Genomic DNA, 21,641 nt, shown 5'->3' with positions numbered 1-21,641 from the left:
GGTCAGACGAGTGCGGGGAGTGCGGTGGCGGCGGTGTACGCCGCGACGGCCAGCACGAGGCCGGTGAGGGCGGCCGAGAGGCGTCGGGTGTCGACGCGGTCGGCGAGACGGGCGCCGGCGACCGCGGCCAGGGCGGCGGCTACGGTGAGGGCGGCCACCAGCGACCAGTCGGGCGCGGGGGTGCTCCCGGCGCGCGCGGCGAGGGCGACGCTGCTGGTGATCGTGATGACCACGAGCGACGTGCCGGCGGCGAGGTCGAGGGGAAGGGTGAGTGCGATCAGCAGCGCCGGCACCACGACGAAGCCGCCGCCGACGCCCAGGAAGCCGGTCAGGAGGCCGACGGCGGTCGCGGTCACGAGGACCTTGAGCGCTCGCGGGCACTGGCACGCGAAGGTGGGGCTGAAGGTGATGATCGGGTCGTCGAGGACGGCGCGACGCGCGCCCCGGTCGGCCGGGCCCGCGTGCCGCGCGCGCCACTGGCGTACGGCGAGCAGGCCGCCGACGACCAGCATCAGCACGGCGAAGGCGGCCAGCAGGACCGGCTCGGGGACCGCGCTCGCCGCACGCGCGCCCGCCACCGCGCCGCCGGTGGCGACGAGGCCGAAGGTGAGGCCGCGCGCCAGGAGCACGTTGCCGGCCCGGTGGGCGGTCACCGCCCCGGCGAGCGAGGTCATCGCCACCACCACCAGTGAACCGGTCGTGGCCTGCGCCGGTCCCTGGCCGAGGGCCACGAGCACGGGGACGGCGAGGATCGAACCGCCGCCGCCGAGCGCGCCCAGGCTGAGCCCGATGAGCGCGCCGGCGACGACGGCGAGGAGGACCTCGGTCACGCGTCGGGCCCGACCACGTGCAGACCGACCTGCTCGGCGTTGTCGAAGGTGTCGTCGATCGCCACGAGCGCACGGCCGGCGGCGTGGAGCATCGAGGCGGCGACCGACGCGCGGTAGCCACCTGCGCAGTGCACCCAGACCTCGCCGGCAGGAACGTCCCCGAGCCGGGCCGTCAGCTCGTGCAGCGGGACGTTGACCGCGCCGTCGATGCGGGCGGCGTCGTGCTCGTCGGCCCGGCGTACGTCGAGGACCACGACCTCGCGGTGGTGGCGCACCTGGGCGAGGTCGGCGAAGGTCGCCGTGGGGAACGAGCTGAGCCCGCGGTCGCTCCAGTCCTCGGGCTTGCCGGTGGCGTGGGCAGCCGGTCGGTCGATGCCGATGCGCACCAGCTCGCGCTGCGCCTCGGCCACGTCCTCGGCACTCTCACCGAGCAGGGTGATCGGCGTGCCCCACGCGACCAGCCACCCGAGGTAGGTCGCGAAGCCGCCGTCGAGGCCGAAGTTGAGCGTGCCGGGGGCGTGGCCCGCGGCGAACGCCGTGCGGTTGCGCAGGTCGACGACCCACTCGCCGGCCTCGATCCGCCGGCGCAGCTCGGTGGCGTCGGCGACGGCCGGGGGAGAGAGGTCGGGCTCCGAGGGACCGGCGGCGTTGGCCGGCGCCATGTGCGCGTAGTAGGCCGGCCAGGGGCCGAGGCCCGCCAGCAGCTCCTCGACGTAGGTCTGCTCGTCCTGGGTCAGGACCGGGTTCGACTGCTTCTCCTGCCCGATGGTCGACGACGTCGCGTCCGACTGGGTGGCCGAGCAGAACGAGCCGAACCCGTGGGTCGGGTAGACCTCCGCCTCGTCGGGCAGCAGGTCGGCGAGCCGGTGGGCCGACGCGTGCTGGTCGTGCACGAGCTCGTGGGTGTGCTCGGGGCCGAGCAGGTCCGGGCGTCCGGTCGCTCCGTAGAGCAGGGAGCCGCCCGAGAAGACGCCGACGCGCTGGTCGCCGTCGAGGCCCGCGTCGGTGAGCAGGTAGGAGAGGTGGGTGAACGTGTGGCCCGGGGTTGCCAGCGTAGTGATGCGCATGCGTCCACCCACCTCGACGACCTGTCCGTCCGCCACGGGGATACGGGAGAAGGACACGTCGTCCTCGCCGTTGACGAGGTACTGGGCACCGGTCCGCTGCGCGAGCGCGAGGCCGCCGGTGACGTAGTCGTTGTGGATGTGCGTCTCGAAGACGTGGGTCAGGCGTACGCCGTGCTCGTCGAGCAGGGCAAGGACGCGGTCGATGTCGCGCTGCGGGTCGACCACGAGCGCCACCTCGCCGTCGTGCACCAGGTAGCTGCGGTCACCGAGGGTGGGGGTGTCGATCACGAGGACGGTCAGGTCGGTCATCACAGACCCACCCCGATCGCGCGGCCGGAGGCGATCCAGGCCTGGGTGCCGCCGGCGACGGACACGGCGTCGAAGCCCTGGGCGACGAGCAGGTCGGTCATCGCCTTCGAGCGGTTGCCCGAGGCGCAGATGACGTGGACCCGGTCGGACCGGTCGAGCTCGTCGAGCCGGGAGGCCAGCTGGCCCATCGGCACCAGCCTGGCTCCGGGGACGTGGCCCTGGGCGTACTCGTCGCGCTCGCGGACGTCGACCGTGATGCCGTCCTCACGCTCCGCGGCGAACTCGTCGAGGGTGATCTCGGGCGTCGGGTGTGACATGCGAATCCTCTCGTGATCGGGTGTTCCGAACCGGTCGAGAAATACCCTATGGGGTATTCGAGGAGAAGGCAAAAACACCCCGGGGGGTATGCTTGCGCCGTGATCACCCCCCACCGAGGAGGACTGATGCAGCTCGACCCCGACGAGATGACGCCCGTCATCAACCGCATCAAGCGAGCGCAGGGGCAGCTCGCCGGCGTGCTCCGCCTGCTCGAGGAGGGCAGGGAGTGCGAGGACGTCGTCATGCAGCTCGCGGCGGTGTCCAAGGCGCTCGACCGCGCCGGCTTTGCCATCGTCGCCTCCGGCCTGCAGCAGTGCCTCCTGGCGGGCGACGGCGAGGTGGACAGCCTCGACGTGAAGAAGATGGAGAAGCTCTTCCTCTCCCTGGCGTGACCTCGGGGTGAGGCGCGCCCCTCGTCCCGGCCGTAGTGTCGATCGGCGAGGGAGAGGAGCTCGCATGAGCACGTGGAGGGAGCGCGTCGACGGCCGGCTCGGCGACCCGATCTGGTGGAACGACGTCCTGCAGCTGGTCAAGACGGTGCTGGCAGCGGTCGCCGCGTGGGTGATCGCGGCGAGCGTGCTGGAGCTGCCACAACCGTTCCTCGCGCCGTGGGCGGCGCTCCTGGTGGTGCACGCCACCGTCTACCGCACGTTCTCCAAGGGCATGCAGCAGGTTGCCGCGACGGTCGTCGCGGTGGTGCTCGCGACCCTCGTGGGTGAGGCGCTCGGCCTCAGCACCTGGGCGATAGCGCTGCTGCTGGTCGTCGCCCTCGTGCTGGGGGCGGTGCCCTGGCTGGGCGCGGAGGCGACCACCATCGCGACGACCGGCCTGGTGGTCCTCACCACCGGGTTCGAGAACGACGTCATGCTCGTCTCACGGCTCTACGACACCGGGATCGGCGTGGCTGTGGGCCTGCTCGTGAACGTGATCGTGTGGCCGCCGCTGCGCAGGCACACCGCCGCCAAGGCGCTCGACCGGATCGACGACGGCATCGGCGAGCTGCTCATCGACATGGCCGGCGGCCTGGGGGAGGGGTGCCAGGAGGAGGACGTCAGCGGGTGGATCGAGCGCACGCGCGACCTCGACGCCGACCTGGACCACGCCTGGGCACTCGTCCGGCAGGCGCAGGAGAGCGCCCGGCTGAACCCGCGCCGCCAGGCGCGGGCGATGCGCAACCCTGAGAAGTGGCACGGGCTGCTCCGACGCATGGAGCAGGCGGTCGCCGAGACCCGCAGCCTCGCGCGCACGCTGGGCGGCCACAGCGCGCACCGCGAGCGCTGGGGTGAGGCCTTCGCCGACCCGTGGATCTCGATGCTCGGCGACGCGGGTCGCGCCACGAGCGCGGCCGACGCGGCGGGGCTCCTCGACGTACGCAGCCGGCTCGAGGTGTTCACCGAGGAGCTCCGCGCCACCGAGCGCTCGCCCGAGTGGCCGGTCTACGGCGCGCTGATCATCAACCTGCGCAACATCGTCGACTCGATGGGCCGCGTCGCCGAGGCCGACCCCATGGGCGGTCCGCCGCTGCCGCTGCGCGTGCCTGTACGCCGGCGGGGGGCCGGCTGACCGACCGGCCGGGAACAATCGAGCCCCCGACCTGACCAGGTCGGGGGCTCGATCCGTCTGGGGTGAGTAACGGGACTTGAACCCGCGACATCCGCCACCACAAGGCGGCGCTCTACCAGCTGAGCTATACCCACCATGACCGCGGCTCGCGCTGCGGACGACGAGAAGTGTAGGGCACTCAGCCCGCGGAGCCGGAATCGGGACCGGTGTCCTCGCCGAGCCCGGTCAGCTGGCCGCCGTGGCGGGCGGCGATCTCCTTCGCGCGGGCGCTGTCAGGACCGGGGTGGGGCACGAAGACGGCCTCGCGGTAGTAGCGGAGCTCCTCGATGCTCTCCTGGATGTCGGCGAGGGCGCGGTGGTTGCCGCGCTTGGTCGGCGCGGCGAAGTAGGCACGGGGGTACCACCGGCGCGAGAGCTCCTTGATCGAGGAGACGTCGACGATGCGGTAGTGCAGGAACGACTCCAGGCCGGGCATGTCGCGGGCCAGGAAGGACCGGTCGGTGGCGACGGTGTTGCCGGCCAGCGGCGGCCGGCTCCCGTCGGGGCAGTGCTCCTTGATGTAGGCGAGCACCTGCTCCTCGGCGTCGGCCAGCGTCGTGCCGGCGGCGAGCTCGTCGAGCAGGCCCGACTTCTCGTGCATCGAGCGGACGAACTCGACCATCTGGTCCAGCGACTCCTGCGACGGCTTGATGATGACGTCGACGCCCTCGCCCAGGACGTTGAGCTCGAAGTCCGTCACGAGGGCCGCCACCTCGATCAGGGCGTCCGCGCCCAGGTCGAGGCCGGTCATCTCGCAGTCGATCCACACCAGTCTGTCGTTCACGACGAGCCACCCTACTGGGGTGTTCTCAGGCTCGACTCAGCCTGACCTCCTAGGGTCTGGGGTGCACGACCTGCAGATGAGCACACCGGACACGAAGGAAGCCTCGATGGCGCAGAAGAAGAGCTCGCACAGGACCGCCGAGGAGAAGGCGGCGACCGCGGCCAAGCGGGAGGCGCGGCGCGCACGCACCGAGCGTGCGCGCGCGGAGGCCGAGGAGCGGCGCAAGAAGGCCAAGCGCAAGGAACAGCTCTCCCGCTACGGCCTGATCGCCGGCGTGCTCGTGCTGGCCCTGGTGGGCTACCTCCTCGTCACCAACCTCGGCTCCGACAAGCCCGACACCCCGCCGGAGGGCGCGACCGACACCTACGGGCTGCTCGTGGGAGAGGCCGACGCCCCCAAGGAGATCGTCATCTACGAGGACTTCCTCTGCCCCTTCTGCGGTCAGCTCGAGCAGACCGTCGGAGACCAGCTCGACGCCGCGGTCGAGGCCGGCGAGGTCAACGTCGAGTACCGGCCGCTGCCGTTCCTGGCCCGTCGCTTCGACTACTCCATGGAGGCGGCCAACGCCTTCGCGGTCGTGCTCGACGAGTCCGGTCCTGAGGTCGCGAAGGAGTTCCACGACATCCTCTTCGAGAACCAGCCGTCGGAGTCCGGCCCCTTCCCGAACGACGACGAGCTGGTCGAGTGGGCCGTCGAGGCCGGTGCGGACGAGGAAGCCGTACGACCGGGGATCGAGGGCCTGGCGTTCGAGGGCTGGGTCGACGCGGCCGGGGACGCGGCGTCCGACGCCGACGTCAGCTCCACCCCGACGGTGCTCGTCGACGGTGAGGTCGTCGAGGGCGAGACGCTCCAGGACATCGCCGCTCAGATGGTCGGCTGACGTCTCTGCGACACTGCCCGGCGTGAGCCTCCAGTCCTTCATCGCCGGCCTGCCCAAGGCCGAGCTGCACGTCCACCACGTCGGGTCGGCGTCGCCGCGGATCGTCTCCGAGCTCGCGGCACGCCACCCCGGCGCCGGCGTCCCCTCCGACCTCGACGAGCTGCGGAGGTTCTTCACCTTCCGCGACTTCGCCCACTTCATCGAGGTCTACCTCGCTGTCGTCGACCTCGTCCGTACGCCCGAGGACGTCCGACTGCTGACCTACGAGGTGGCGCGTGAGATGGCCGAGGGCCAGCACCTCCGGTACGCCGAGCTGACCTGCACGCCCTACACGTCGGTGGTGCGCGGGATACCGATCGAGGCCTACACCGAGGCGATCGAGGACGCGCGGGTGGCGGCCGAGCGCGACTTCGGGCTGGTGCTGCGCTGGATCTACGACATCCCCGGTGAGTCCGGGATCCCGGCCGCCGACGCGACGCTCGAGTACGCGCTCGAGCACCGCACCGATGCACTCGTGGGCTTCGGTCTCGGCGGTCCCGAGATCGGTGTGCCGCGGGCACAGTTCGAGGAGCACTTCACCCGGGCCCGTGCCGCAGGGCTGCGGTCGGTGCCGCACGCCGGCGAGACGACCGGGCCGGAGACGGTCTGGGAGTCGCTGCGGCTGCTCGGCGCCGAGCGGATCGGCCACGGCGTCTCAGCCGCGCAGGACCCCGAGCTGCTCGCCCACCTCGCTGGGAGCGGGGTCGTGCTCGAGGTCTGCCCGACGTCCAACCTCGCCACGCGGGCCGTCGAGCGGATCGAGGAGCACCCGCTCCGCACCTTCGTCGAGGCCGGGGTCGCCGTCACGATCAACTCCGACGACCCGCCGATGTTCGCGACCACCCTCAACCAGGACTACGAGGTGGCCGCCGGCCTGCTCGACCTCGACGAGCGCGGCGTCGCCGACCTCGCCCGCGCCGCCGTCGACGCGTCCTTCGCCCCCGAGGACGTCAAGGCGCGCATCCGTACGGAGATCGACGCCCACGTGACAGCGTGCACGGCGGGCCGCTGAGCGCTGACCGGGGCGAGGGGTCAGGGATCGACCCGGTGCCGATCGGCGCGGTGCGACGGCTTCGGCGTGCTGGTGGGGTCGAGGACTGCCATGACGTACAGGAGTGCGCCGATCCCGGCGAGCACGCCGATCACGGTCAGGAGTGTCGTGCTCATGTCGTAGGACATCGAGTTTCCTCGGTCTTCTCTGGGGTGATCCGGGTCGATCCCAGAGCGGTACCCACGCCGTCGGCGCGCATGAGCGTCGTCCACCCGCAGGGGGGTGCCTGGTGGGCGTAAACGGCAGTCGCACACGTGTCCTAGCCCGTTGGGGTATGACCCGTCGTCCGCCGCCGTGCCTAGCGTCGCGAGCAGGGGGCGGCGCCTGTCGTCCTGCGGGAGGCGTTCGACTCGGAGGAAGAAAATGCCACACATCACACATGCAGCACGGCGGTTCGCCGGAGGATTCGTGATCGCCCTGGCGATGTCCGTCGGACTGGCATCGTTCACCGTCGGCTCGGCATCGGCCGCCGAGACCACGAGCCGCTCGGTCGTCGGGAAGTCCGACGTCGGCAAGATCACGAGCAAGGTGGTGGGCCGCACCTCGGAGGGTGACCGCGTCACCGGCTCGTTCACACCGATCAAGGCCGTCAACCGCGACGGTGTGCTCTACATGAAGGGCTTCCTGGAGGGCCGGATCAAGGACTCCGGGCCGGACACCAGGTTCTCCGGGGTCAAGCTGATCCCGGTCAAGAAGATCAACGGACAGTCGCTCACCGACGGCCGGATGGCGTCCAGCGCGGCCGCCTGCGACATCCTCAACCTGGTGCTGGGCCCCCTGGACCTCAACCTCCTGGGCCTGGAGATCCACCTCCAGCGCGTCGTGCTCGACATCATCGCCGTGCCCGGGGCGGGCAACCTGCTCGGCAACCTGCTCTGCGCCGTCGCGGGGCTCCTCGACGGCGGCCCGCTCGCCGGGCTCCTCGGCCAGCTGCGGACCCTGCTCAACCAGATCCTGGGGCTGCTCAACCTCGGCGTCTGATCGCCGCAGCGGCCCGGGTTCGGGGACGAGTCCTCGAACCCGGGCCGCTGGGCACGTACTCGGCCCCGCTACCTCATACGTGGCGGGGCCTGACCACATCGTGCCGTGGCTCCGCCGCGTGGCCGGGGAGGTGACGGGGCGTGTCGTCCGCGTCTCGGGAGGCCCGGACGGGTCAGGGCTGGGACACCGGGAAGGCGCGGAAGCACGAGGCCATCTGGACGCCGCGTGCCTGCCCGTTCTTGCTCGGAGCCACCCGCAACGTCACCGACTGGCCGTGCTCGGTCGGGCGGAGGTAGTAGCACTCGTCCGTCTCGGGAGAGTAGATGCACATGACGTCCACCTGGGACTTGTCGGTGGCCCTCATGTGTGTGCCGTGGCGATCCGCCCAGACCGAGCGGAAGTGGACCGACAACGTGCCGAGCCGCGCGGACCGGTACTTCACCTGGACGCGATGGAAGCAGCCGTCTCGGTAGGCGACGAGATCGAACTCGGCGTGCTCCGTGGCCGGGAACAGCACGACGAAGCCGTTCTCGACCAGGTCGGCATGCGCTTGGCCGTGCCGAGATCTCCCTTGTCCTTCGTGTGGTGGACCGCCATTCCCGAACCCTAGGAGCAATGCCTCACCGCGCGGCGGCCACATGATTTACTTGTGGATGACCAGCCCCCGTAGCTCAGCTGGATAGAGCGAGTCACTTCTAATGACTGGGCCGCGGGTTCGAATCCTGCCGGGGGCGCGGCGCTTTCGTCCGAGCAGCGACAGGCATCGGGCCCACGAGATCGTGGACCCGATGCCTGTGTGGGGCACCCCGTCCCGTCAGGCAGCGGCCCGCGCGGACTCCTCGGTGCGCGCGCCCTCGTCACGCCACACGCTGCGTCCGCGCGGGGCGTCGTACGCCTCCTGGTCGAGGATCCCCTCGCGCTTGGCGACGATCGTCGGCACCAGCGCCTGGCCGGTGACGTTGACCGCGGTGCGACCCATGTCGAGGATCGGGTCGATCGCGAGCAGCAGCCCGACGCCCTCGAGGGGCAGGCCCAGGGTGGAGAGCGTCAGCGTCAGCATGACCGTGGCGCCGGTGACGCCGGCGGTCGCGGCCGAGCCGATCACGGAGACGAAGGCGATCAGCAGGTAGTCGGTGATCGACAGGTCGAGGCCGAAGAACTGCGCAACGAAGATCGCCGAGATCGCGGGGTAGATCGAGGCGCAGCCGTCCATCTTGGTGGTAGCGCCCAGTGGCACGGCGAAGGAGGCGTACGAGCGCGGCACGCCGAGGTTGCGCTCGGTCACCGACTCGGTCAGCGGCATGGTGCCCACCGACGAGCGCGACACGAAGGCCAGGGAGATGGCCGGCCACGCGCCGGAGAAGAACTGCCGCACGGAGAGGCCGTGGACGCGGAGCAGCGCCGGGTAGACGCCGGCGATCACCAGGGCGAGGCCGGCGTAGATCGCGACGGTGAACATGCCGAGCGAGCCGAGGGCGTCCCAGCCGTAGCTGGCGACGGCGTTGCCGAGCAGGCCGACGGTCGCGATCGGGGCGAGCAGGATGATCCACCACAGGACCTTCTGCACGACCGCGAGCGCGGAGCGTACGAACGCCAGGAACGGCTCGGCGGGCTCACCGACCTTGAGGGTCGCGATGCCGACGGCGATCGAGAGCACCAGGATCTGGAGGACGTTGAACGAGAAGCCGACCGAGCCGTCGCCGTTGTCGTAGCCCTCCAGCCCCAGCACGTTGGCAGGCACGAGGCCGGTGAGGAAGTCGAGCCACGACCCGGTCGACGAGGGGGCTGACGCCGCGTCGGAGGTGACGCTCGCGTGGTCACCCGGCTGCAGGACCAGGCCGAGGACGATGCCGATGACGACGGCGATGAGCGCCGTGATGGCGAACCAGGCGAGCGTGCGCCACGCCAGGCGGGCGGCGCCGGTGACGTCGCGCAGGTTGGCGATCGAGGCGACGATCGCGAGGAACACCAGCGGCGGGACCACCGCGCGCAGGAGCGTCACGAAGGTGCCGCCGACGGTGTCCAGGGTCTCGGTGAGCCAGTTGGGGTCGACCTCGCCTGTCGAGGCGTCGACGCCGTCAGCGCCCATGCTGCGGGCGACGAGGCCGAGCGCGACGCCGACCCCAAGGCCGAGCAGGACCTGGACGCCGAAGGAGGGGAGCTTGAAGCGGGTGGGCTTCTCCTCAGCCGTAAGAGAAGTAGTCATAGTGAAAAAGTAACCTTTCGGTACCGCGCGGTGGCAACCGGGCGGGGACGCAGGACGATTCGGGTCAGTCGACGGTGCGTCCGAGGCGACACAGGGCGCTCTCGGTGCGGGCGAGGTCGACGGCACGGCGCTGCGTCAGCAGGTCTCCGACTGTCACGTTAAGGCACACGACTGGCTCAACCTGTGGCCATCGACACTGATTCCGTGCTTCGGGTCACACGTCAGGAGTCGCCTGACTACAGTGCGCGCATGATGTCCCGCCACGGCGCCCGGTTGGCCGCCCTCCTCGCCCCCGTCGTCCTCCTCCTCCTGCCCACCGCGGCCCACGCTGAGCAGGTGACGATCGACGACGCCGTCGGCGACGCCAAGGCGCTCAACTTCGGCTCCGAGCTGGCCGGGTTCCTGTTCGGGACGGAGTCCGAGGGGCAGCCGCTGTTCCTCGACGCGCCGGCGGAGGCGGCCACCGACATCACCCGCACGACCATCAAGCACGGCAAGCGGGTCACCGTGACCACGCACTTCCGCGACCTGGTCGACACCGCGGAGCACTCCGTCGAGATGCGCGTCATCGTTCCCCGGGGACGGTTCGACCTGTCGGTCGCTCGATCCGCGGACGGGTCCGGGTACGCCCAGCTCGCGCCGCGCATGGTCTTCACCGAGGACGGCGACGTGCGTCCGCGCCCGTGCCGGTCGGTGCGTGGGCGCTACGACGTGGTCGCCGAGACCGTCACGGTGTCGTTCCCCGCGGTGTGCATCGACAAGCCTCGCTGGATCCAGGTCACCTCCGTGGCCAGCCGGATCCAGGTGACCCCGGTCGGCGACGGCTCCGTGAACCTCGCCGGGTGGGCCGACGACGCCTTCCGATCGCGGCTCAGCGAGAACAGCATGGGCCGCAGCCCCAGGGTCCGGCGCGGCTGACACCGACCTCGAACCCGGACGGAGACTTCGCATGTCTCGCTCGACTGCTCACCGGCTGGCCGCCCTCCTCGCCCCCGTCGCCCTGCTGCTGCCCACTGCCGCGCACGCGGAGACGGTGGTCACCGAGGACCCCGCCGGGGACGCTCGGGCGTGGACGTACTTCCAGGAGTTCCAGTTCGTCGAGGCGCCGGAGGAGGCGTCGGTCGACGTCATCCGTACGGCTGCGGCGCTCGGCAAGCGTCGGCTCAGCGTGGCCGTGCACTTCCGCGACCTGGAGGTGCGGCCGCGGCACGAGACGCTGCTGCGGATCTGGACGCCCCGCGACACCTTCGACGTCACCGCCCAGCGTCTGTCAGCGCGTCGCGCGACGGCCTCGCTGGCGCGCCAGCGCGGCGAGGCGTTCGGGTGTCGTGGACTCAGCGTGGGGTACGACGGGGCGGCCGACACCGTGGCCCTCTCGGTGCCCACTCGCTGCATCGGCTCCCCGCGGTGGGTGCGACTCGGGGTCAGGTCCATCGCCTCCCCGGAGGCGGACCCGGAGGCACAGACCATGACGACCTACTTCGCCGACGACGGCCACCGCGGCGGGATCCGGGAGAACAGCATCGGCAAGGGCCCGCGGATCCGTCGCGGCTGACTGCCCGGGCTCAGCGCTCCAGCAGCACCATGACCTCGTAGTGGGTCGTGTGCGGGAACATGTCGAGCACCCGCGCCTCGACGGGCCGCAGCGACGGCACGAGCGCGAGGTCGCGAGCGAGCGACTCGGCGTTGCACGAGGAGTAGACGACGTGCCGTACGCCTGACGCCTCCAGCCAGCCCGCGAGATCGGCGCCGATCCCGCGCCGTGGCGGGTTGACCACGACGAGGTCGGGCGCGTCCGGTGCGGCCAGGGCGTACGCCGTGGCGTCCGCCGCGACGAAGCGCGCGGCCACGCCGAGAGCGGCCGCCGTGACCGTCGCGGCCTCGGTCGCGTCGGCCGACACCTCGACGCCGAGCACCTCGCGACCGGGAGCCGCGAGGTGCAGCGCGAAGCCGCCGACCCCGCAGTAGAGGTCCCACACGGTGCGGACGTCCGGCAGCGCGTCCACCCACGCCCGGCCCTGGTCGTACAGCGCCTCGGCGACGAGGGTGTTGGTCTGGAAGAACGACCGGGGCCCGAGTCGCAGCGTGACCCCGGTGGCGAGGCGCATCGGCAGGGTGGAGTGCTCGGTGAGCACGATCTCGCGCTCGCCCTCGAGCACGGCCTTGTGCTCGGGCTGGACGTTGATCGTCACCACCCGCAGCCCCGGGACCGCCGCCAGCAGCGCGGGCAGGCGGGACCGTACGCGTGCCTCGAGGGCCGTGGACCGCATGACCAGGCGGAGCAGCAGCTCGCCGTCGGGGGACTCGGTGAGCAGGACGTGCTTGAGCTCGCCCGTGCGGGCAGCCACGTCGTACGGCACCAGGCCGGCGTCGCTGCTCCAGTCCGCGATCCGGTCGAGGGCGGCCGTCAGCCCGGGGGAGTGCAGGCCGCAGTCACGCAGGTCGACCCCGGTCAGGTCACGGTCGAGGATGCCGAGCGTGGGAGCGTCGACGGTGCCGCCGACCGCCATCTTGGCCTTGTTGCGGTAGCCGGCCTCCGGGCCGGCCACGGTCGGCAGCCAGAGCGGGGCGTCGACGAGCGACCGGGCGTGCTGCTCCTTGTCGGAGAGCTGGCGCGCGCGCGGCATCTCCAGCAGCGTGCAGGAGCGGCACCGGAAGGCGTCGTAGTGGTGGCAGTCCACCTCAGCGCAGCCGGCCCATCCACTCCTCGACGTCGGCCGAGGTGCGCGGGAGCGCGGCCGAGAGGTTCCGGTTGCCGTCGGCGGTGACGAGGATGTCGTCCTCGATGCGGATGCCGATGCCGCGCAGCTCCTCGGGGACGAGCAGGTCGTCCTCCTGGAAGTAGAGGCCGGGCTCGACCGTGAGCACCATCCCCTCGGCGAGGTCGCCCTTGGGGTAGATGTCCGCCGACGCGCGACCGCAGTCGTGCACGTCCATGCCGAGCATGTGCGAGGTGCCGTGGAGGGTCCAGCGGGCGTAGACCTTCGACTCGGGGTCGAGCGCCTCCTCTGCCGGCACCGGCAGCAGACTCATGTCGGCGAGGCCGTGGGCCAGCACCTCCATCGCCGCGTTGTGGGCGGCGAGGAACGGCACCCCCGGGCGTACGGCGTCGATGCCCGCCTGCTGCGCGGCGTGCACCAGGTCGTAGAGCTCGCGCTGGAGCGGGGTGAACGTGCCGTCGACCGGCAGCGTGCGGGTGACGTCGGCGGTGTAGAGGTTGCGGCCCTCCACCCCCATGTCCAGCAGGACCAGCTTGCCGGGCTCGATCGAGCCGGTGTTGTCGATCCAGTGCAGCGTGGTGGCGTGCGAGCCCCCGGCGCAGATCGAGTCGTAGCCGATGTCGTTGCCCATGGCGCGGGCGCGACGGAAGAAGGTGCCCTCGATCCAGCGCTCGCCGAACTCCAGCACCCGGTCCCACTCGCGTACCGAGTCCTCGAACCCGAGGGTCGTGATGTCGCACGCCTGCTGCAGCTCGCCGACCTCCCAGTCGTCCTTGACGAGCCGCAGCTCGTCGGCGACGCGGGCGAGGTCCTCGTCCTTGGTGATGTCACGGGTCTTGCGATCGTCGTCGAACGACGGCAGGTCCTTGACGTGGCGCACCTCGATGCCGAGCGAGTCGGAGATCTCCTGCGCCGACGGGCGGCGGCCGGCCCACAGCTCGCCGTACTGGCGGTCGCGGAAGAACTCGTCGGTGTCGCGCTCGGAGCGCGGGCGGGCATAGAGGACGGACTCGCCGTCCTCGATCACCAGCACGGCGTCGGACGTCTGGTTGCCGGAGAAGTAGGTGTGCGCGGTGTCCGGGCGGAACCGGTAGTCGGTGTCGTTGGCGCGCACCTTGTAGGTGCCGGCCGGGAGCACCAGGCGGTCCTCGGGAAAGGCCTCGGTCAGCCTCGCGCGGCGCATCGCGGCCAGGTCCGCGACGGGGTGCCGCGGCATGTCGAGCCGGCGGTCGCCCCAGCCCTGGCGCATGAACGCGGCGTAGGCCGCCGGCACGGCCGGATCGTGCGACTCGGCCCCCGGGTGGTTGAGGGGCTCGGTGCTCTCAGGAGTGGTCTGCTCGCTCACGCGGCCACTGTACGACGCGGGCGCCCCGCCGGAGGCCCGGAGGCGTCGCCCCAAGGGGTGCGGCGAGGCGGGTGCGACGTGCCCGCTCCGTTAGGGTCGGGACCATGCAGAGAGGCCGCCGCGACAGTGTCGCCTTCACCGTGGTGGTCGCGGCCCTGGTCCTCCTCGGCGGCGTCGTGATGGCAGCCGTCGTCGCGCTCTCCGGCGCTCCCGGCACGCTCGCCCTCGCGGCGCTGGTGGCGGCCGTCCCCGTCGGGCCGCTGGTCGGCTGCTTCATGTGGCTGGACCGCTACGAGCCCGAGCCGCGCAACCTGCTGGTCGCCGGCCTGCTCTGGGGTGCCTTCGCCGCGACCGGAGCGGCGCTGGTCTTCCAGGGCCTGGGTCTCGTCGGTGGTGCGAGCGAGCGCGACAGCCTCGCCGTCGTCGCCCCGGTCACCGAGGAGCTCACCAAGGGCGCGTTCCTCATGCTGCTGCTGTGGTGGCGCCGCCACGAGCTCGACGGCGTGCTCGACGGCATCGTCTACGCCGGCATGGTGGGCATCGGGTTCGCCTGGACCGAGAACATCCTCTACCTCGCCGCCGCCTACGACGGCACCGACGGCCTCGGCCCCGGTGGCACCACCGCGCTGACCGTCACCTTCGTCCTGAGGTGCCTGATCAGCCCGTTCGCGCACCCGTTCTTCACCGCGTTCATCGGCATCGGGGTCGGCCTCGCCATCGCCTCGCGTCGCGTCGCCGTACGCCTGCTCGCGCCGGTCGTGGGCTTCGTCCTGGCGGCCTTCCTCCACGGTGTGTGGAACTCCTCGACGCTGTCGGGCACGGGGGACTTCCTCGTCGTCTACGGCACGTTGATGTTCCCGGCCTTCCTCGGGGTCGTCGCCTTCGCGGTCTACCGCCGTCGCTCCGAACGCCCCCTCCTCGCCGCGGCCCTGCACGACGCCGCCGAGCGGGGGCTGCTCCCCGCCACCGACATCCCTTGGCTCGTCGACCTGCCCGCCCGCCGGCACGCCCGGCGCTGGGCACGTCAGCAGGGCGGGCAGCAGGCCGAGCGCGGGATGCGCGAGTACCAGGCCGTCGCGATCGAGCTCGGCTACCTCCACCACCGCTACCTGCGCGGGACCGCACCGGACGACTTCTCCGTGCGCGGCCAGGAGCACGTCGAGGAGCTGCGTCGCATCCGTCCCTACATCTCCTTCCCCGGACAGGTGGTACCCACCCGATGAGCGACACCACGGCCATGGTGACGGCCCTCGTACGCCTGCGTGGTGCCCTCCAGGAGGCGCGGCTTCCGCTTGAGCTCCCCGGGGCGGCCGAGCAGCGCGCCTCCCAGGCGGAGATGGTCGACCAGCTCGAGGACTACGTGATCCCGCGGCTGATGACGCTCGACGCCCCGCTGCTCGCGGTCGTCGGCGGGTCCACCGGCGCCGGCAAGTCGACGCTCGTCAACTCCCTCGTGGGGACCCGCGTGACCGCGCCGGGCGTGCTGCGCCCGACGACGCGCTCGCCCGTCCTCGTGCACCACCCCGACGACGCCAGGTGGTTCGGCCAGGACCGGCTGCTGCCCGAGCTCGAGCGCGTCGACCGGCAGACCAACGACCCCGGGGCGCTGCAGCTGGTGCCGTCGCCGGCGATGGCGCCCGGTCTCGCGATCCTCGACGCACCGGACATCGACTCCGTCGAGGAGCAGAACCGCGTCCTCGCCGCCCAGCTCCTCGCGGCCGCCGACCTGTGGCTGTTCGTCACGTCCGCCGCCCGCTATGCCGACCAGGTCCCGTGGGAGTTCCTGCGCAAGGCCGCCGAGCGCTCAGCCGCGGTCGCCATCGTCCTCGATCGCACGCCCCCGGACGCGGTCGACACGATCTCCACCCACCTGGCGCGGATGCTGGCCAGCAGGGGTCTCAAGGACTCGCCGCTGTTCGTGGTCGAGGAGGGCGAGGTGTCCGACGTGGGGCTCCTGCCGGGGTCGGCCATCATGGAGATCCGGCAGTGGCTCAGGGCGCTCGCCGACGACCAGGAGGCGCGCAGCTCCGTGGTCCAGCAGACCCTCGACGGCGCGATCCGCACCCTCGGCCGGCGTACGCACGTCGTCGCCGACGCCGCCACCGAGCAGGTCGACGCCGTGCGCCGGCTCCGCGAGGACGCCAACGACGCCTACGACCGGGCTGTCGTCGCGGTCGGCGAGGCCTCGGCCGACGGCTCGCTGCTGCGCGGGGAGGTGCTCGCCCGCTGGCAGGAGTTCGTCGGCACCGGCGAGCTGCTACGCAGCCTGGAGACCCGCGTCGGCTGGCTGCGCGACCGCGTCGTCAACGCGGTGAAGGGCAAGCCCCAGCAGGCCGAGCGGGTCAGCGTCGCGGTCGAGTCCGGCCTCGAGACGCTGATCCTCGAGCACGCCGAGGCCGCGGCCGAGCGCGCGGAGGCGTCGTGGCGCGGCACCGCTGCCGGCCAGGTCCTGCTGCGTGATGCGGGGGAGGACCTCGGCCGCGCGTCGCGCGACTTCCGGCGCCGTGCCGAGCGGGCCGTGCGGGACTGGCAGTCCGACGTGCTGGAGATGGTCCGTACGGAGGGGGCCGACAAGCGCTCCACCGCGCGCTTCCTCGCCTTCGGTGTCAACGGCCTCTCCGTCGCCCTGATGGTCGTCGTCTTCGCCCACACCGCAGGCGTCACGGGCGCCGAGGCGGGCATCGCGGGCGGGTCCGCGGTGCTCGGCCAGAAGCTCCTCGAGGCCGTCTTCGGCGACCAGGCCGTCCGTTCGCTCGCCGAGCGCGCACGCCTTCAGCTCGAGGCCGCGATGCGCGAGCTGCTCGACGCCGAGCGCCGCCGCTACACCGACCTCCTCGACAGCCTCGGGATCGCTCCGGAGACGCCGGACCGGATGCGGGCCGCCGCCCGCAAGGTCGACGACCTCCGCTATGCCGCAGCGCACACGTCTGCGGTTTCGGACACCGGCGACGCCGCGCCCTAGGGTAAAGGGAGAAGAAGTCCGCCCACAGCCGTGAGGGAGTCATGACGTCGTTGCTCGAAGGGGCCAAGAAGCTGGTCACCAGGAGCTCTGACATCGGCGCTCGCGTCGAGGGTCTCGAGCGAGCCGCCGAGGCTGCCCGGGGCCGCGTCGACGACGCCGTGGTCGACGAGGCGGCGACGGTCGCCGCCCGCGCGGCGGGCCGGCTCAAGCTCTCCGCCGACCACACGGTCGTCGCCCTCGCCGGGGCGACCGGCTCCGGCAAGTCCTCCACCTTCAACGCGCTGAGCGGGCTCGAGCTCGCCGCGGTCGGCGTACGCCGTCCCACCACGTCGTGGGCCACCGCCGTCGTCTGGGGCAAGCACGGCGCCGAGGAGCTGCTGGCGTGGCTGGGCATCCCAGCCCGCCACCAGGTCACCCGCGACTCGATGTTGTCGAAGGCCGACGAGGACGCCGAGATGCGCGGGGTCGTGCTGCTCGACCTGCCCGACCACGACTCGACCGAGGTGTCGCACCACCTCGAGGTCGAGCGCCTCGTGCAGCTCGCCGACATGCTCGTGTGGGTCCTCGACCCGCAGAAGTACGCCGACGCCGCCATCCACGACCGCTTCCTCAAGCCGCTGGCCGGTCACCGCGACGTGATGCTCGTCGTGCTCAACCACATCGACACCGTGCCCGAGGACCGTCGTGCCGGGATGGTGGACGACGTACGCCGCCTCCTCGAGGCCGACGGCCTGGCCGGGGTGCCCGTGGTGCCCGTCAGCGCCCGCTACGGCTGGGGGATCGACGAGCTGCGCGGCCTGGTCGCCCAGCGCGTCGCGGAGAAGAAGGTCACCCGGTCGCGGCTCGAGGCCGACGTGCGGTCCGCCGCGGAGCGGCTCGAGCAGGCCGTCGGCACCGGCAAGGCCCCGACCCTGTCCAAGGAGCGCGTGGCCGCCCTCGACGACGCCTTCGCCGACGCCGCCGGTGTGCCCACCGTCGTCAAGGCCGTCGCCGACTCGACGCGCCTGCGCGCCAACCGTGCCACCGGGTGGCCCGTCACGGCGTGGTTCTCCCGGCTGAAACCCGACCCCCTCAAGCGCCTCCACCTCGACCTCGGCACGGCCGGCAAGGAGCTCACCGGCACCGCCCGCACGTCCGTCCCGAAGGCCACCGGCGTGCAACGCGCCCGGGTCGACACCGAGGTGCGCGCGCTCGCCGACCAGGTCGGCGAGGGGATGGCGCCCGCGTGGGCCGGCGCCGTGCGGGCCGCCTCGGTCTCGCGGCTGCCCGACATCAACGACCGCCTCGACCGTGCCGTCGCCGCCACCGACCTCGGTGCCGCGCGGATCCCGGCCTGGGCCGGCCTGGTGCGCGTCCTCCAGTACGTCCTGATCATCTCGGCCCTGGTCGGTGCGGGCTGGCTGGCCCTGCTCGCCCTCGGGTCGTACGCCCGGCTGCCCGAGCCGCCGACGCCGGAGGTCGGCGCGTTCCCCCTGCCGACGTTGCTGCTCCTCGGGGGGATCGGGCTGGGCCTGCTGCTCGCCCTGGTGTGCCGGTGGCTGGTCGCCGCCACCGCGCGCAAGCGAGCCCGCACGGCCGACAAGCGGCTGCGCGACGCGATCTCCGAGGTCTCCGGCGAGCTCGTCGTCGCCCCGATCGAGGCCGAGCTGGCGTCGTACGCCGCGGTGCGCGAAGGACTCACGGCGGCCCTGCGCTGAAGGCCCTCCTGACGGTTCCGGGCCAGCAGGCGTCCACAGGCGGGTCGTCGGGCTGCTCATCCACAGGGCTCCCGTGCGATCGGGTCCTGCTGTCGGCCGGGTCGCGCAGCCTTGGGTCATCGCGGCGGAGGACCGCCGCCCCACCCGAGGAGCCTTCGATGAACGACACCCAGATCACCCTGACCGGCTGGATCGGCGGCGACGTCACCCTGCGTCAGGTCGCCGGAGGCCGCGCGGTCGCCTCGTTCCGCCTCGCCTGCACCCCCACCCGCTACCGCGACGGCGAGTGGGTCAAGGGCACGACCTCGTGGCACACCGTCAAGGCGTGGAACCGGCTCGCCCGCCACGTCGCGGCCTCGCTCCACAACGGCGACCCGGTGGTGGTGCACGGGCGGCTGGTGGCCGACGTGTGGGAGCGCGACGGCAAGCCGCAGACCTCGTTCGAGGTCGTCGCGTCCTCGGTCGGGCACGACCTGGCCCACGGCACGGCCACTTTCCGCAGGCCCCAGCCCGCAACCGCCGAGCCGGTCGTCGAGTCGGTCGTCGAGTCGGTGGTCGAGCCCGTCCCCGGGCCCGCCCCCGAGCCCCGGGCGGCCTGAGCGCGGCGCGATTGTCGGCGCGGGCACGCTGCCCCGTAGGCTCGCCCGCATGGCTGAGTACGTCTTCACGCTGCGCAATGTGCGCAAGGCCCACGGTGACAAGGTCGTCCTCGACAACGTCACCCTCTCGTTCCTCCACGGCGCCAAGATCGGAGTCGTCGGACCCAACGGCGCGGGCAAGTCCACGCTGTTCAAGATCATGGCGGGGCTCGAGCACGCCAACAACGGCGACGCGATCAAGGACCCCGAGGCCACGGTCGGCATGCTCCAGCAGGAGCCGCCGCTGACCGAGGGCAAGACCGTCCTGGAGAACGTCGAGGAGGCGGTCGCCGAGCTCAAGGGCAAGATGAAGCGCCTCGAGGACGCCTACATGGAGATGGGCGAGCCCGACGCCGACCAGGACGCGCTCATGCAGGAGACCGGCGACCTGCAGACCGAGCTCGACAACGCCAACGCGTGGGACCTCGACAGCCGGCTCGACCAGGCCATGGACGCGCTGCGCTGCCCGCCGCCGGACGTGCTCGTCGACAACCTCTCCGGTGGTGAGCGTCGCCGCGTCGCCCTGTGCAAGCTGCTCCTCGAGCAGCCCGACCTGCTGCTCCTCGACGAGCCCACCAACCACCTCGACGCCGAGTCGGTCCAGTGGCTCGAGGGCCACCTCAAGTCCTATCCCGGCGCCGTCATGGCCATCACCCACGACCGCTACTTCCTCGACAACGTCGCCGAGTGGATCGCCGAGGTCGACCGCGGCCAGATCCACGGCTACGAGGGCAACTACTCGACCTACCTCGAGACCAAGCGCGACCGGCTCAAGGTCGAGGGGCAGAAGGACGCCAAGCGCGCCAAGATGCTCGAGAAGGAGCTGGAGTGGGTCCGCTCCAACGCCAAGGCCCGTCAGACGAAGAGCAGGTCGCGACTCGCGCGCTACGAGGAGATGGCGGCCGAGGCCGACCGGATGCGCAAGATCGACACCTCCGAGATCAACATCCCGGCCGGACCGCGCCTAGGTGACATCGTGCTCGAGGCCGACGACCTCGCGAAGGGCTTCGAGGGCCGCACCCTCATGCACGACGTCTCCTTCAAGCTCCCGCGCGCCGGCATCGTCGGCGTGATCGGCCCCAACGGCGTCGGCAAGACCACCCTCTTCCGCATGATCACCGGCCAGGAGGAGCCCGACGCGGGTGAGCTCAAGGTCGGCCAGACCGTGAAGATCTCCTACGTCGACCAGAGCCGCGGCGGCATCGACCCCAACAAGAACGTCTGGGAGGTCGTCTCCGACGGGCTCGACTTCATCAAGGTCGCCAACTTCGAGATGAACAGCCGCGCCTACGTCGCGTCGTTCGGCTTCAAGGGCCCCGACCAGCAGAAGAAGGCCGGCGTGCTGTCCGGTGGTGAGCGCAACCGCCTCAACCTGGCGCTGACCCTCAAGATGGGCGGCAACATGCTGCTGCTCGACGAGCCCACCAACGACCTCGACGTGGAGACGCTGTCCTCGCTCGAGGACGCGCTGCTCGACTTCCCCGGCTGCGCAGTGGTCACCTCCCACGACCGGTGGTTCCTCGACCGTGTCGCGACCCACATCCTCGCGTGGGAGGGCGACGACCAGGACCCGGCCAAGTGGTTCTGGTTCGAGGGCAACTTCGCGTCCTACGAGGAGAACAAGATCGAGCGCCTCGGCATCGACGCCGCGCGACCGCACCGGGTCACGCACCGCCGCCTCACGCGGGACTAGCTACCTGATCTCCGACTCCGGGTGCCGCGTGACGAGGTGGTCGGAGATCCGGTCGAAGACCCGGCCCACGGCGGCGAAGTCGGCGGCCGGCACCAGGTCGACCACGTTGCGGCGCACGCTCTCGACGTGGCACGGCGCGGCCTTGACCAGCAGCTCGTAGCCGGCCTCGGTCATCGTGGCCACCACGCCACGCCCGTCCTCGGGCGTGGTCCCGCGGGTGACGTACCCCGCCGCCTCCATCCGGGCGACGGTGTGGGTCACCCGGCTGCGCGAGTAGGCCATGGCGTCGGCGAGCTGCGCCATCCGCATCGCCCGGCCGGGGCGCTCGGAGAGCCGCACCAGCACCTCGTACTCGGTCAGCGACATGCCGAACTCGCGGCGCAGGTCGTCGTCGAGACGTTCGAGCAGCAGGGTCATGCCCATCATCAGGGCACGCCAGGAGTGCTGTTCGTCGTCGTCGAGCCAGCGCGGTTCCCCCGTCACGGTCATGGCCACAGCCTAGTGCGGACGAGCCCCTGG

22 protein-coding genes and 2 tRNA genes are annotated in these 21,641 nt (G+C 71.8%); 13 read left to right on the top strand and 11 right to left on the bottom strand.

The genetic code is table 11. The features are described from left to right. Positions 1-2: 2 nt before the first annotated feature. Genes EXE59_RS22950 through EXE59_RS22940 form a run of 3 tightly spaced genes read right to left on the bottom strand, consistent with a single transcriptional unit; the run spans position 3 to position 2,523 of the window. Complete coding sequence (locus EXE59_RS22950) at positions 3-830, bottom strand: TSUP family transporter (protein WP_135840958.1); 828 nt, start codon at positions 828-830, stop codon at positions 3-5. Continuing rightward, complete coding sequence (locus EXE59_RS22945) at positions 827-2,206, bottom strand: MBL fold metallo-hydrolase (RefSeq protein ID WP_135840957.1); 1,380 nt, start codon at positions 2,204-2,206, stop codon at positions 827-829. Before EXE59_RS22945 ends, EXE59_RS22950 begins: the two co-directional genes overlap by 4 nt. Further along, the gene (locus EXE59_RS22940; protein ID WP_135840956.1) at positions 2,206-2,523 is read right to left on the bottom strand and encodes a rhodanese-like domain-containing protein; all 318 of its coding nucleotides are present in this window, start codon (positions 2,521-2,523) and stop codon (positions 2,206-2,208) included. The genes EXE59_RS22945 and EXE59_RS22940 overlap by 1 nt, the downstream gene beginning before the upstream one ends. Before the next feature lie 126 nt (positions 2,524-2,649). Here EXE59_RS22940 and EXE59_RS22935 point away from each other — a divergent pair, with 126 nt between their 5' ends. Then, positions 2,650-2,916 carry a metal-sensitive transcriptional regulator gene (locus EXE59_RS22935; RefSeq protein ID WP_135841489.1) on the top strand — a complete coding sequence of 89 codons (267 nt, stop codon included), beginning with the start codon at positions 2,650-2,652 and terminating at the stop codon, positions 2,914-2,916. A 64-nt stretch (positions 2,917-2,980) separates the two neighbouring features. Beyond that, positions 2,981-4,087, top strand: a complete 1,107-nt coding sequence (locus EXE59_RS22930; RefSeq protein ID WP_135840955.1) for an FUSC family protein — start codon at positions 2,981-2,983, stop codon at positions 4,085-4,087. A 58-nt stretch (positions 4,088-4,145) separates the two neighbouring features. Here EXE59_RS22930 and EXE59_RS22925 read toward each other — a convergent pair. Further along, a tRNA-His gene (locus tag EXE59_RS22925) sits at positions 4,146-4,221 on the bottom strand. A 44-nt stretch (positions 4,222-4,265) separates the two neighbouring features. Beyond that, positions 4,266-4,910 (bottom strand): oligoribonuclease, encoded by a 645-nt coding sequence (gene orn / locus EXE59_RS22920; RefSeq protein WP_135840954.1) that lies wholly within the window; start codon positions 4,908-4,910, stop codon positions 4,266-4,268. 76 nt (positions 4,911-4,986) lie between these two features. On the opposite strand from orn, the gene EXE59_RS22915 reads away from it, so the two are divergent. Both EXE59_RS22915 and EXE59_RS22910 read left to right on the top strand, forming a co-directional pair. Then, positions 4,987-5,790 (top strand): DsbA family protein, encoded by an 804-nt coding sequence (locus EXE59_RS22915; RefSeq protein WP_135840953.1) that lies wholly within the window; start codon positions 4,987-4,989, stop codon positions 5,788-5,790. Positions 5,791-5,812: 22 nt separating this feature from the next. Next, positions 5,813-6,841, top strand: a complete 1,029-nt coding sequence (locus EXE59_RS22910) for an adenosine deaminase (protein WP_135840952.1) — start codon at positions 5,813-5,815, stop codon at positions 6,839-6,841. A gap of 20 nt (positions 6,842-6,861) precedes the next feature. Here EXE59_RS22910 and EXE59_RS24920 read toward each other — a convergent pair whose 3' ends face one another. Continuing rightward, complete coding sequence (locus EXE59_RS24920; protein ID WP_281280335.1) at positions 6,862-6,996, bottom strand: hypothetical protein; 135 nt, start codon at positions 6,994-6,996, stop codon at positions 6,862-6,864. A gap of 292 nt (positions 6,997-7,288) precedes the next feature. On the opposite strand from EXE59_RS24920, the gene EXE59_RS22905 reads away from it, so the two are divergent. Continuing rightward, on the top strand, positions 7,289-7,861 hold the full coding sequence (locus tag EXE59_RS22905; protein ID WP_135840951.1) for an ABC transporter substrate-binding protein: 573 nt from the start codon (positions 7,289-7,291) through the stop codon (positions 7,859-7,861). A gap of 172 nt (positions 7,862-8,033) precedes the next feature. Here the strand turns inward: EXE59_RS22905 and EXE59_RS22900 are convergent, their stop codons facing one another. Continuing rightward, positions 8,034-8,501 (bottom strand): group I intron-associated PD-(D/E)XK endonuclease, encoded by a 468-nt coding sequence (locus tag EXE59_RS22900; RefSeq protein WP_210429108.1) that lies wholly within the window; start codon positions 8,499-8,501, stop codon positions 8,034-8,036. A gap of 20 nt (positions 8,502-8,521) precedes the next feature. Here EXE59_RS22900 and EXE59_RS22895 point away from each other — a divergent pair. Beyond that, positions 8,522-8,595 (top strand) — tRNA-Arg (locus EXE59_RS22895). Positions 8,596-8,675: 80 nt separating this feature from the next. Here the strand turns inward: EXE59_RS22895 and EXE59_RS22890 are convergent. Beyond that, complete coding sequence (locus EXE59_RS22890) at positions 8,676-10,067, bottom strand: dicarboxylate/amino acid:cation symporter (RefSeq protein ID WP_135840950.1); 1,392 nt, start codon at positions 10,065-10,067, stop codon at positions 8,676-8,678. A gap of 249 nt (positions 10,068-10,316) precedes the next feature. On the opposite strand from EXE59_RS22890, the gene EXE59_RS22885 reads away from it, so the two are divergent. Next, on the top strand, positions 10,317-10,985 hold the full coding sequence (locus tag EXE59_RS22885; RefSeq protein WP_135840949.1) for a hypothetical protein: 669 nt from the start codon (positions 10,317-10,319) through the stop codon (positions 10,983-10,985). A gap of 31 nt (positions 10,986-11,016) precedes the next feature. Beyond that, positions 11,017-11,622, top strand: a complete 606-nt coding sequence (locus EXE59_RS22880) for a hypothetical protein (RefSeq protein ID WP_135840948.1) — start codon at positions 11,017-11,019, stop codon at positions 11,620-11,622. A 10-nt stretch (positions 11,623-11,632) separates the two neighbouring features. Here EXE59_RS22880 and EXE59_RS22875 read toward each other — a convergent pair whose 3' ends face one another. Continuing rightward, positions 11,633-12,694 carry a methyltransferase domain-containing protein gene (locus EXE59_RS22875; RefSeq protein ID WP_246057005.1) on the bottom strand — a complete coding sequence of 354 codons (1,062 nt, stop codon included), beginning with the start codon at positions 12,692-12,694 and terminating at the stop codon, positions 11,633-11,635. A gap of 55 nt (positions 12,695-12,749) precedes the next feature. Beyond that, a complete protein-coding gene (locus EXE59_RS22870) occupies positions 12,750-14,132 on the bottom strand; it encodes an aminopeptidase P family protein (RefSeq protein WP_246057004.1) in 1,383 nt (460 codons plus the stop codon). 104 nt (positions 14,133-14,236) lie between these two features. On the opposite strand from EXE59_RS22870, the gene EXE59_RS22865 reads away from it, so the two are divergent. From EXE59_RS22865 to ettA, 5 genes are all read left to right on the top strand, one after another. Next, a complete protein-coding gene (locus tag EXE59_RS22865) occupies positions 14,237-15,355 on the top strand; it encodes a PrsW family intramembrane metalloprotease (protein ID WP_135840946.1) in 1,119 nt (372 codons plus the stop codon). Next, positions 15,352-17,094 (top strand): dynamin family protein, encoded by a 1,743-nt coding sequence (locus EXE59_RS22860; protein ID WP_246057003.1) that lies wholly within the window; start codon positions 15,352-15,354, stop codon positions 17,092-17,094. The genes EXE59_RS22865 and EXE59_RS22860 overlap by 4 nt, the downstream gene beginning before the upstream one ends. Before the next feature lie 41 nt (positions 17,095-17,135). Further along, positions 17,136-18,791, top strand: coding sequence for a YfjP family GTPase (locus EXE59_RS22855; RefSeq protein ID WP_135840945.1), 1,656 nt, complete (start codon positions 17,136-17,138; stop codon positions 18,789-18,791). Positions 18,792-18,949: 158 nt separating this feature from the next. After that, positions 18,950-19,390: a single-stranded DNA-binding protein gene (locus EXE59_RS22850; RefSeq protein WP_135840944.1), complete on the top strand. Its 441-nt coding sequence runs from the start codon at positions 18,950-18,952 to the stop codon at positions 19,388-19,390. Positions 19,391-19,439: 49 nt separating this feature from the next. Then, a complete protein-coding gene (ettA, locus tag EXE59_RS22845; RefSeq protein ID WP_135840943.1) occupies positions 19,440-21,122 on the top strand; it encodes an energy-dependent translational throttle protein EttA in 1,683 nt (560 codons plus the stop codon). On the opposite strand, the gene EXE59_RS22840 is transcribed toward ettA, so the two are convergent. Beyond that, a complete protein-coding gene (locus tag EXE59_RS22840) occupies positions 21,123-21,611 on the bottom strand; it encodes a MarR family winged helix-turn-helix transcriptional regulator (RefSeq protein ID WP_210429107.1) in 489 nt (162 codons plus the stop codon). Positions 21,612-21,641 lie beyond the last annotated feature (30 nt).

It is taken from the genome of Nocardioides eburneiflavus (assembly GCF_004785795.1).
GTDB lineage: Bacteria > Actinomycetota > Actinomycetes > Propionibacteriales > Nocardioidaceae > Nocardioides > Nocardioides eburneiflavus.
This window is presented reverse-complemented; position numbering and strand designations above follow the sequence as displayed.

Bases quoted from the DNA above. Each gene is read 5' to 3' on its own strand.
- EXE59_RS22900 (WP_210429108.1), bottom strand. From the start codon at position 8,501: ATGTGGCCGCCGCGCGGTGAGGCATTGCTCCTAGGGTTCGGGAATGGC.
- EXE59_RS22885 (WP_135840949.1), top strand. From the start codon at position 10,317: ATGATGTCCCGCCACGGCGCCCGGTTGGCCGCCCTCCTCGCCCCCGTC.
- EXE59_RS22930 (WP_135840955.1), top strand. From the start codon at position 2,981: ATGAGCACGTGGAGGGAGCGCGTCGACGGCCGGCTCGGCGACCCGATC.
- EXE59_RS22850 (WP_135840944.1), top strand. From the start codon at position 18,950: ATGAACGACACCCAGATCACCCTGACCGGCTGGATCGGCGGCGACGTC.
- EXE59_RS22880 (WP_135840948.1), top strand. From the start codon at position 11,017: ATGTCTCGCTCGACTGCTCACCGGCTGGCCGCCCTCCTCGCCCCCGTC.
- EXE59_RS22945 (WP_135840957.1), bottom strand. From the start codon at position 2,206: ATGACCGACCTGACCGTCCTCGTGATCGACACCCCCACCCTCGGTGAC.
- EXE59_RS22840 (WP_210429107.1), bottom strand. From the start codon at position 21,611: ATGACCGTGACGGGGGAACCGCGCTGGCTCGACGACGACGAACAGCAC.
- EXE59_RS22860 (WP_246057003.1), top strand. From the start codon at position 15,352: ATGAGCGACACCACGGCCATGGTGACGGCCCTCGTACGCCTGCGTGGT.
- EXE59_RS24920 (WP_281280335.1), bottom strand. From the start codon at position 6,996: ATGAGCACGACACTCCTGACCGTGATCGGCGTGCTCGCCGGGATCGGC.
- ettA (WP_135840943.1), top strand. From the start codon at position 19,440: ATGGCTGAGTACGTCTTCACGCTGCGCAATGTGCGCAAGGCCCACGGT.
- EXE59_RS22915 (WP_135840953.1), top strand. From the start codon at position 4,987: ATGAGCACACCGGACACGAAGGAAGCCTCGATGGCGCAGAAGAAGAGC.
- EXE59_RS22875 (WP_246057005.1), bottom strand. From the start codon at position 12,694: ATGCCGCGCGCGCGCCAGCTCTCCGACAAGGAGCAGCACGCCCGGTCG.
- EXE59_RS22855 (WP_135840945.1), top strand. From the start codon at position 17,136: ATGACGTCGTTGCTCGAAGGGGCCAAGAAGCTGGTCACCAGGAGCTCT.
- EXE59_RS22940 (WP_135840956.1), bottom strand. From the start codon at position 2,523: ATGTCACACCCGACGCCCGAGATCACCCTCGACGAGTTCGCCGCGGAG.
- EXE59_RS22935 (WP_135841489.1), top strand. From the start codon at position 2,650: ATGCAGCTCGACCCCGACGAGATGACGCCCGTCATCAACCGCATCAAG.
- EXE59_RS22865 (WP_135840946.1), top strand. From the start codon at position 14,237: ATGCAGAGAGGCCGCCGCGACAGTGTCGCCTTCACCGTGGTGGTCGCG.
- EXE59_RS22890 (WP_135840950.1), bottom strand. From the start codon at position 10,067: ATGACTACTTCTCTTACGGCTGAGGAGAAGCCCACCCGCTTCAAGCTC.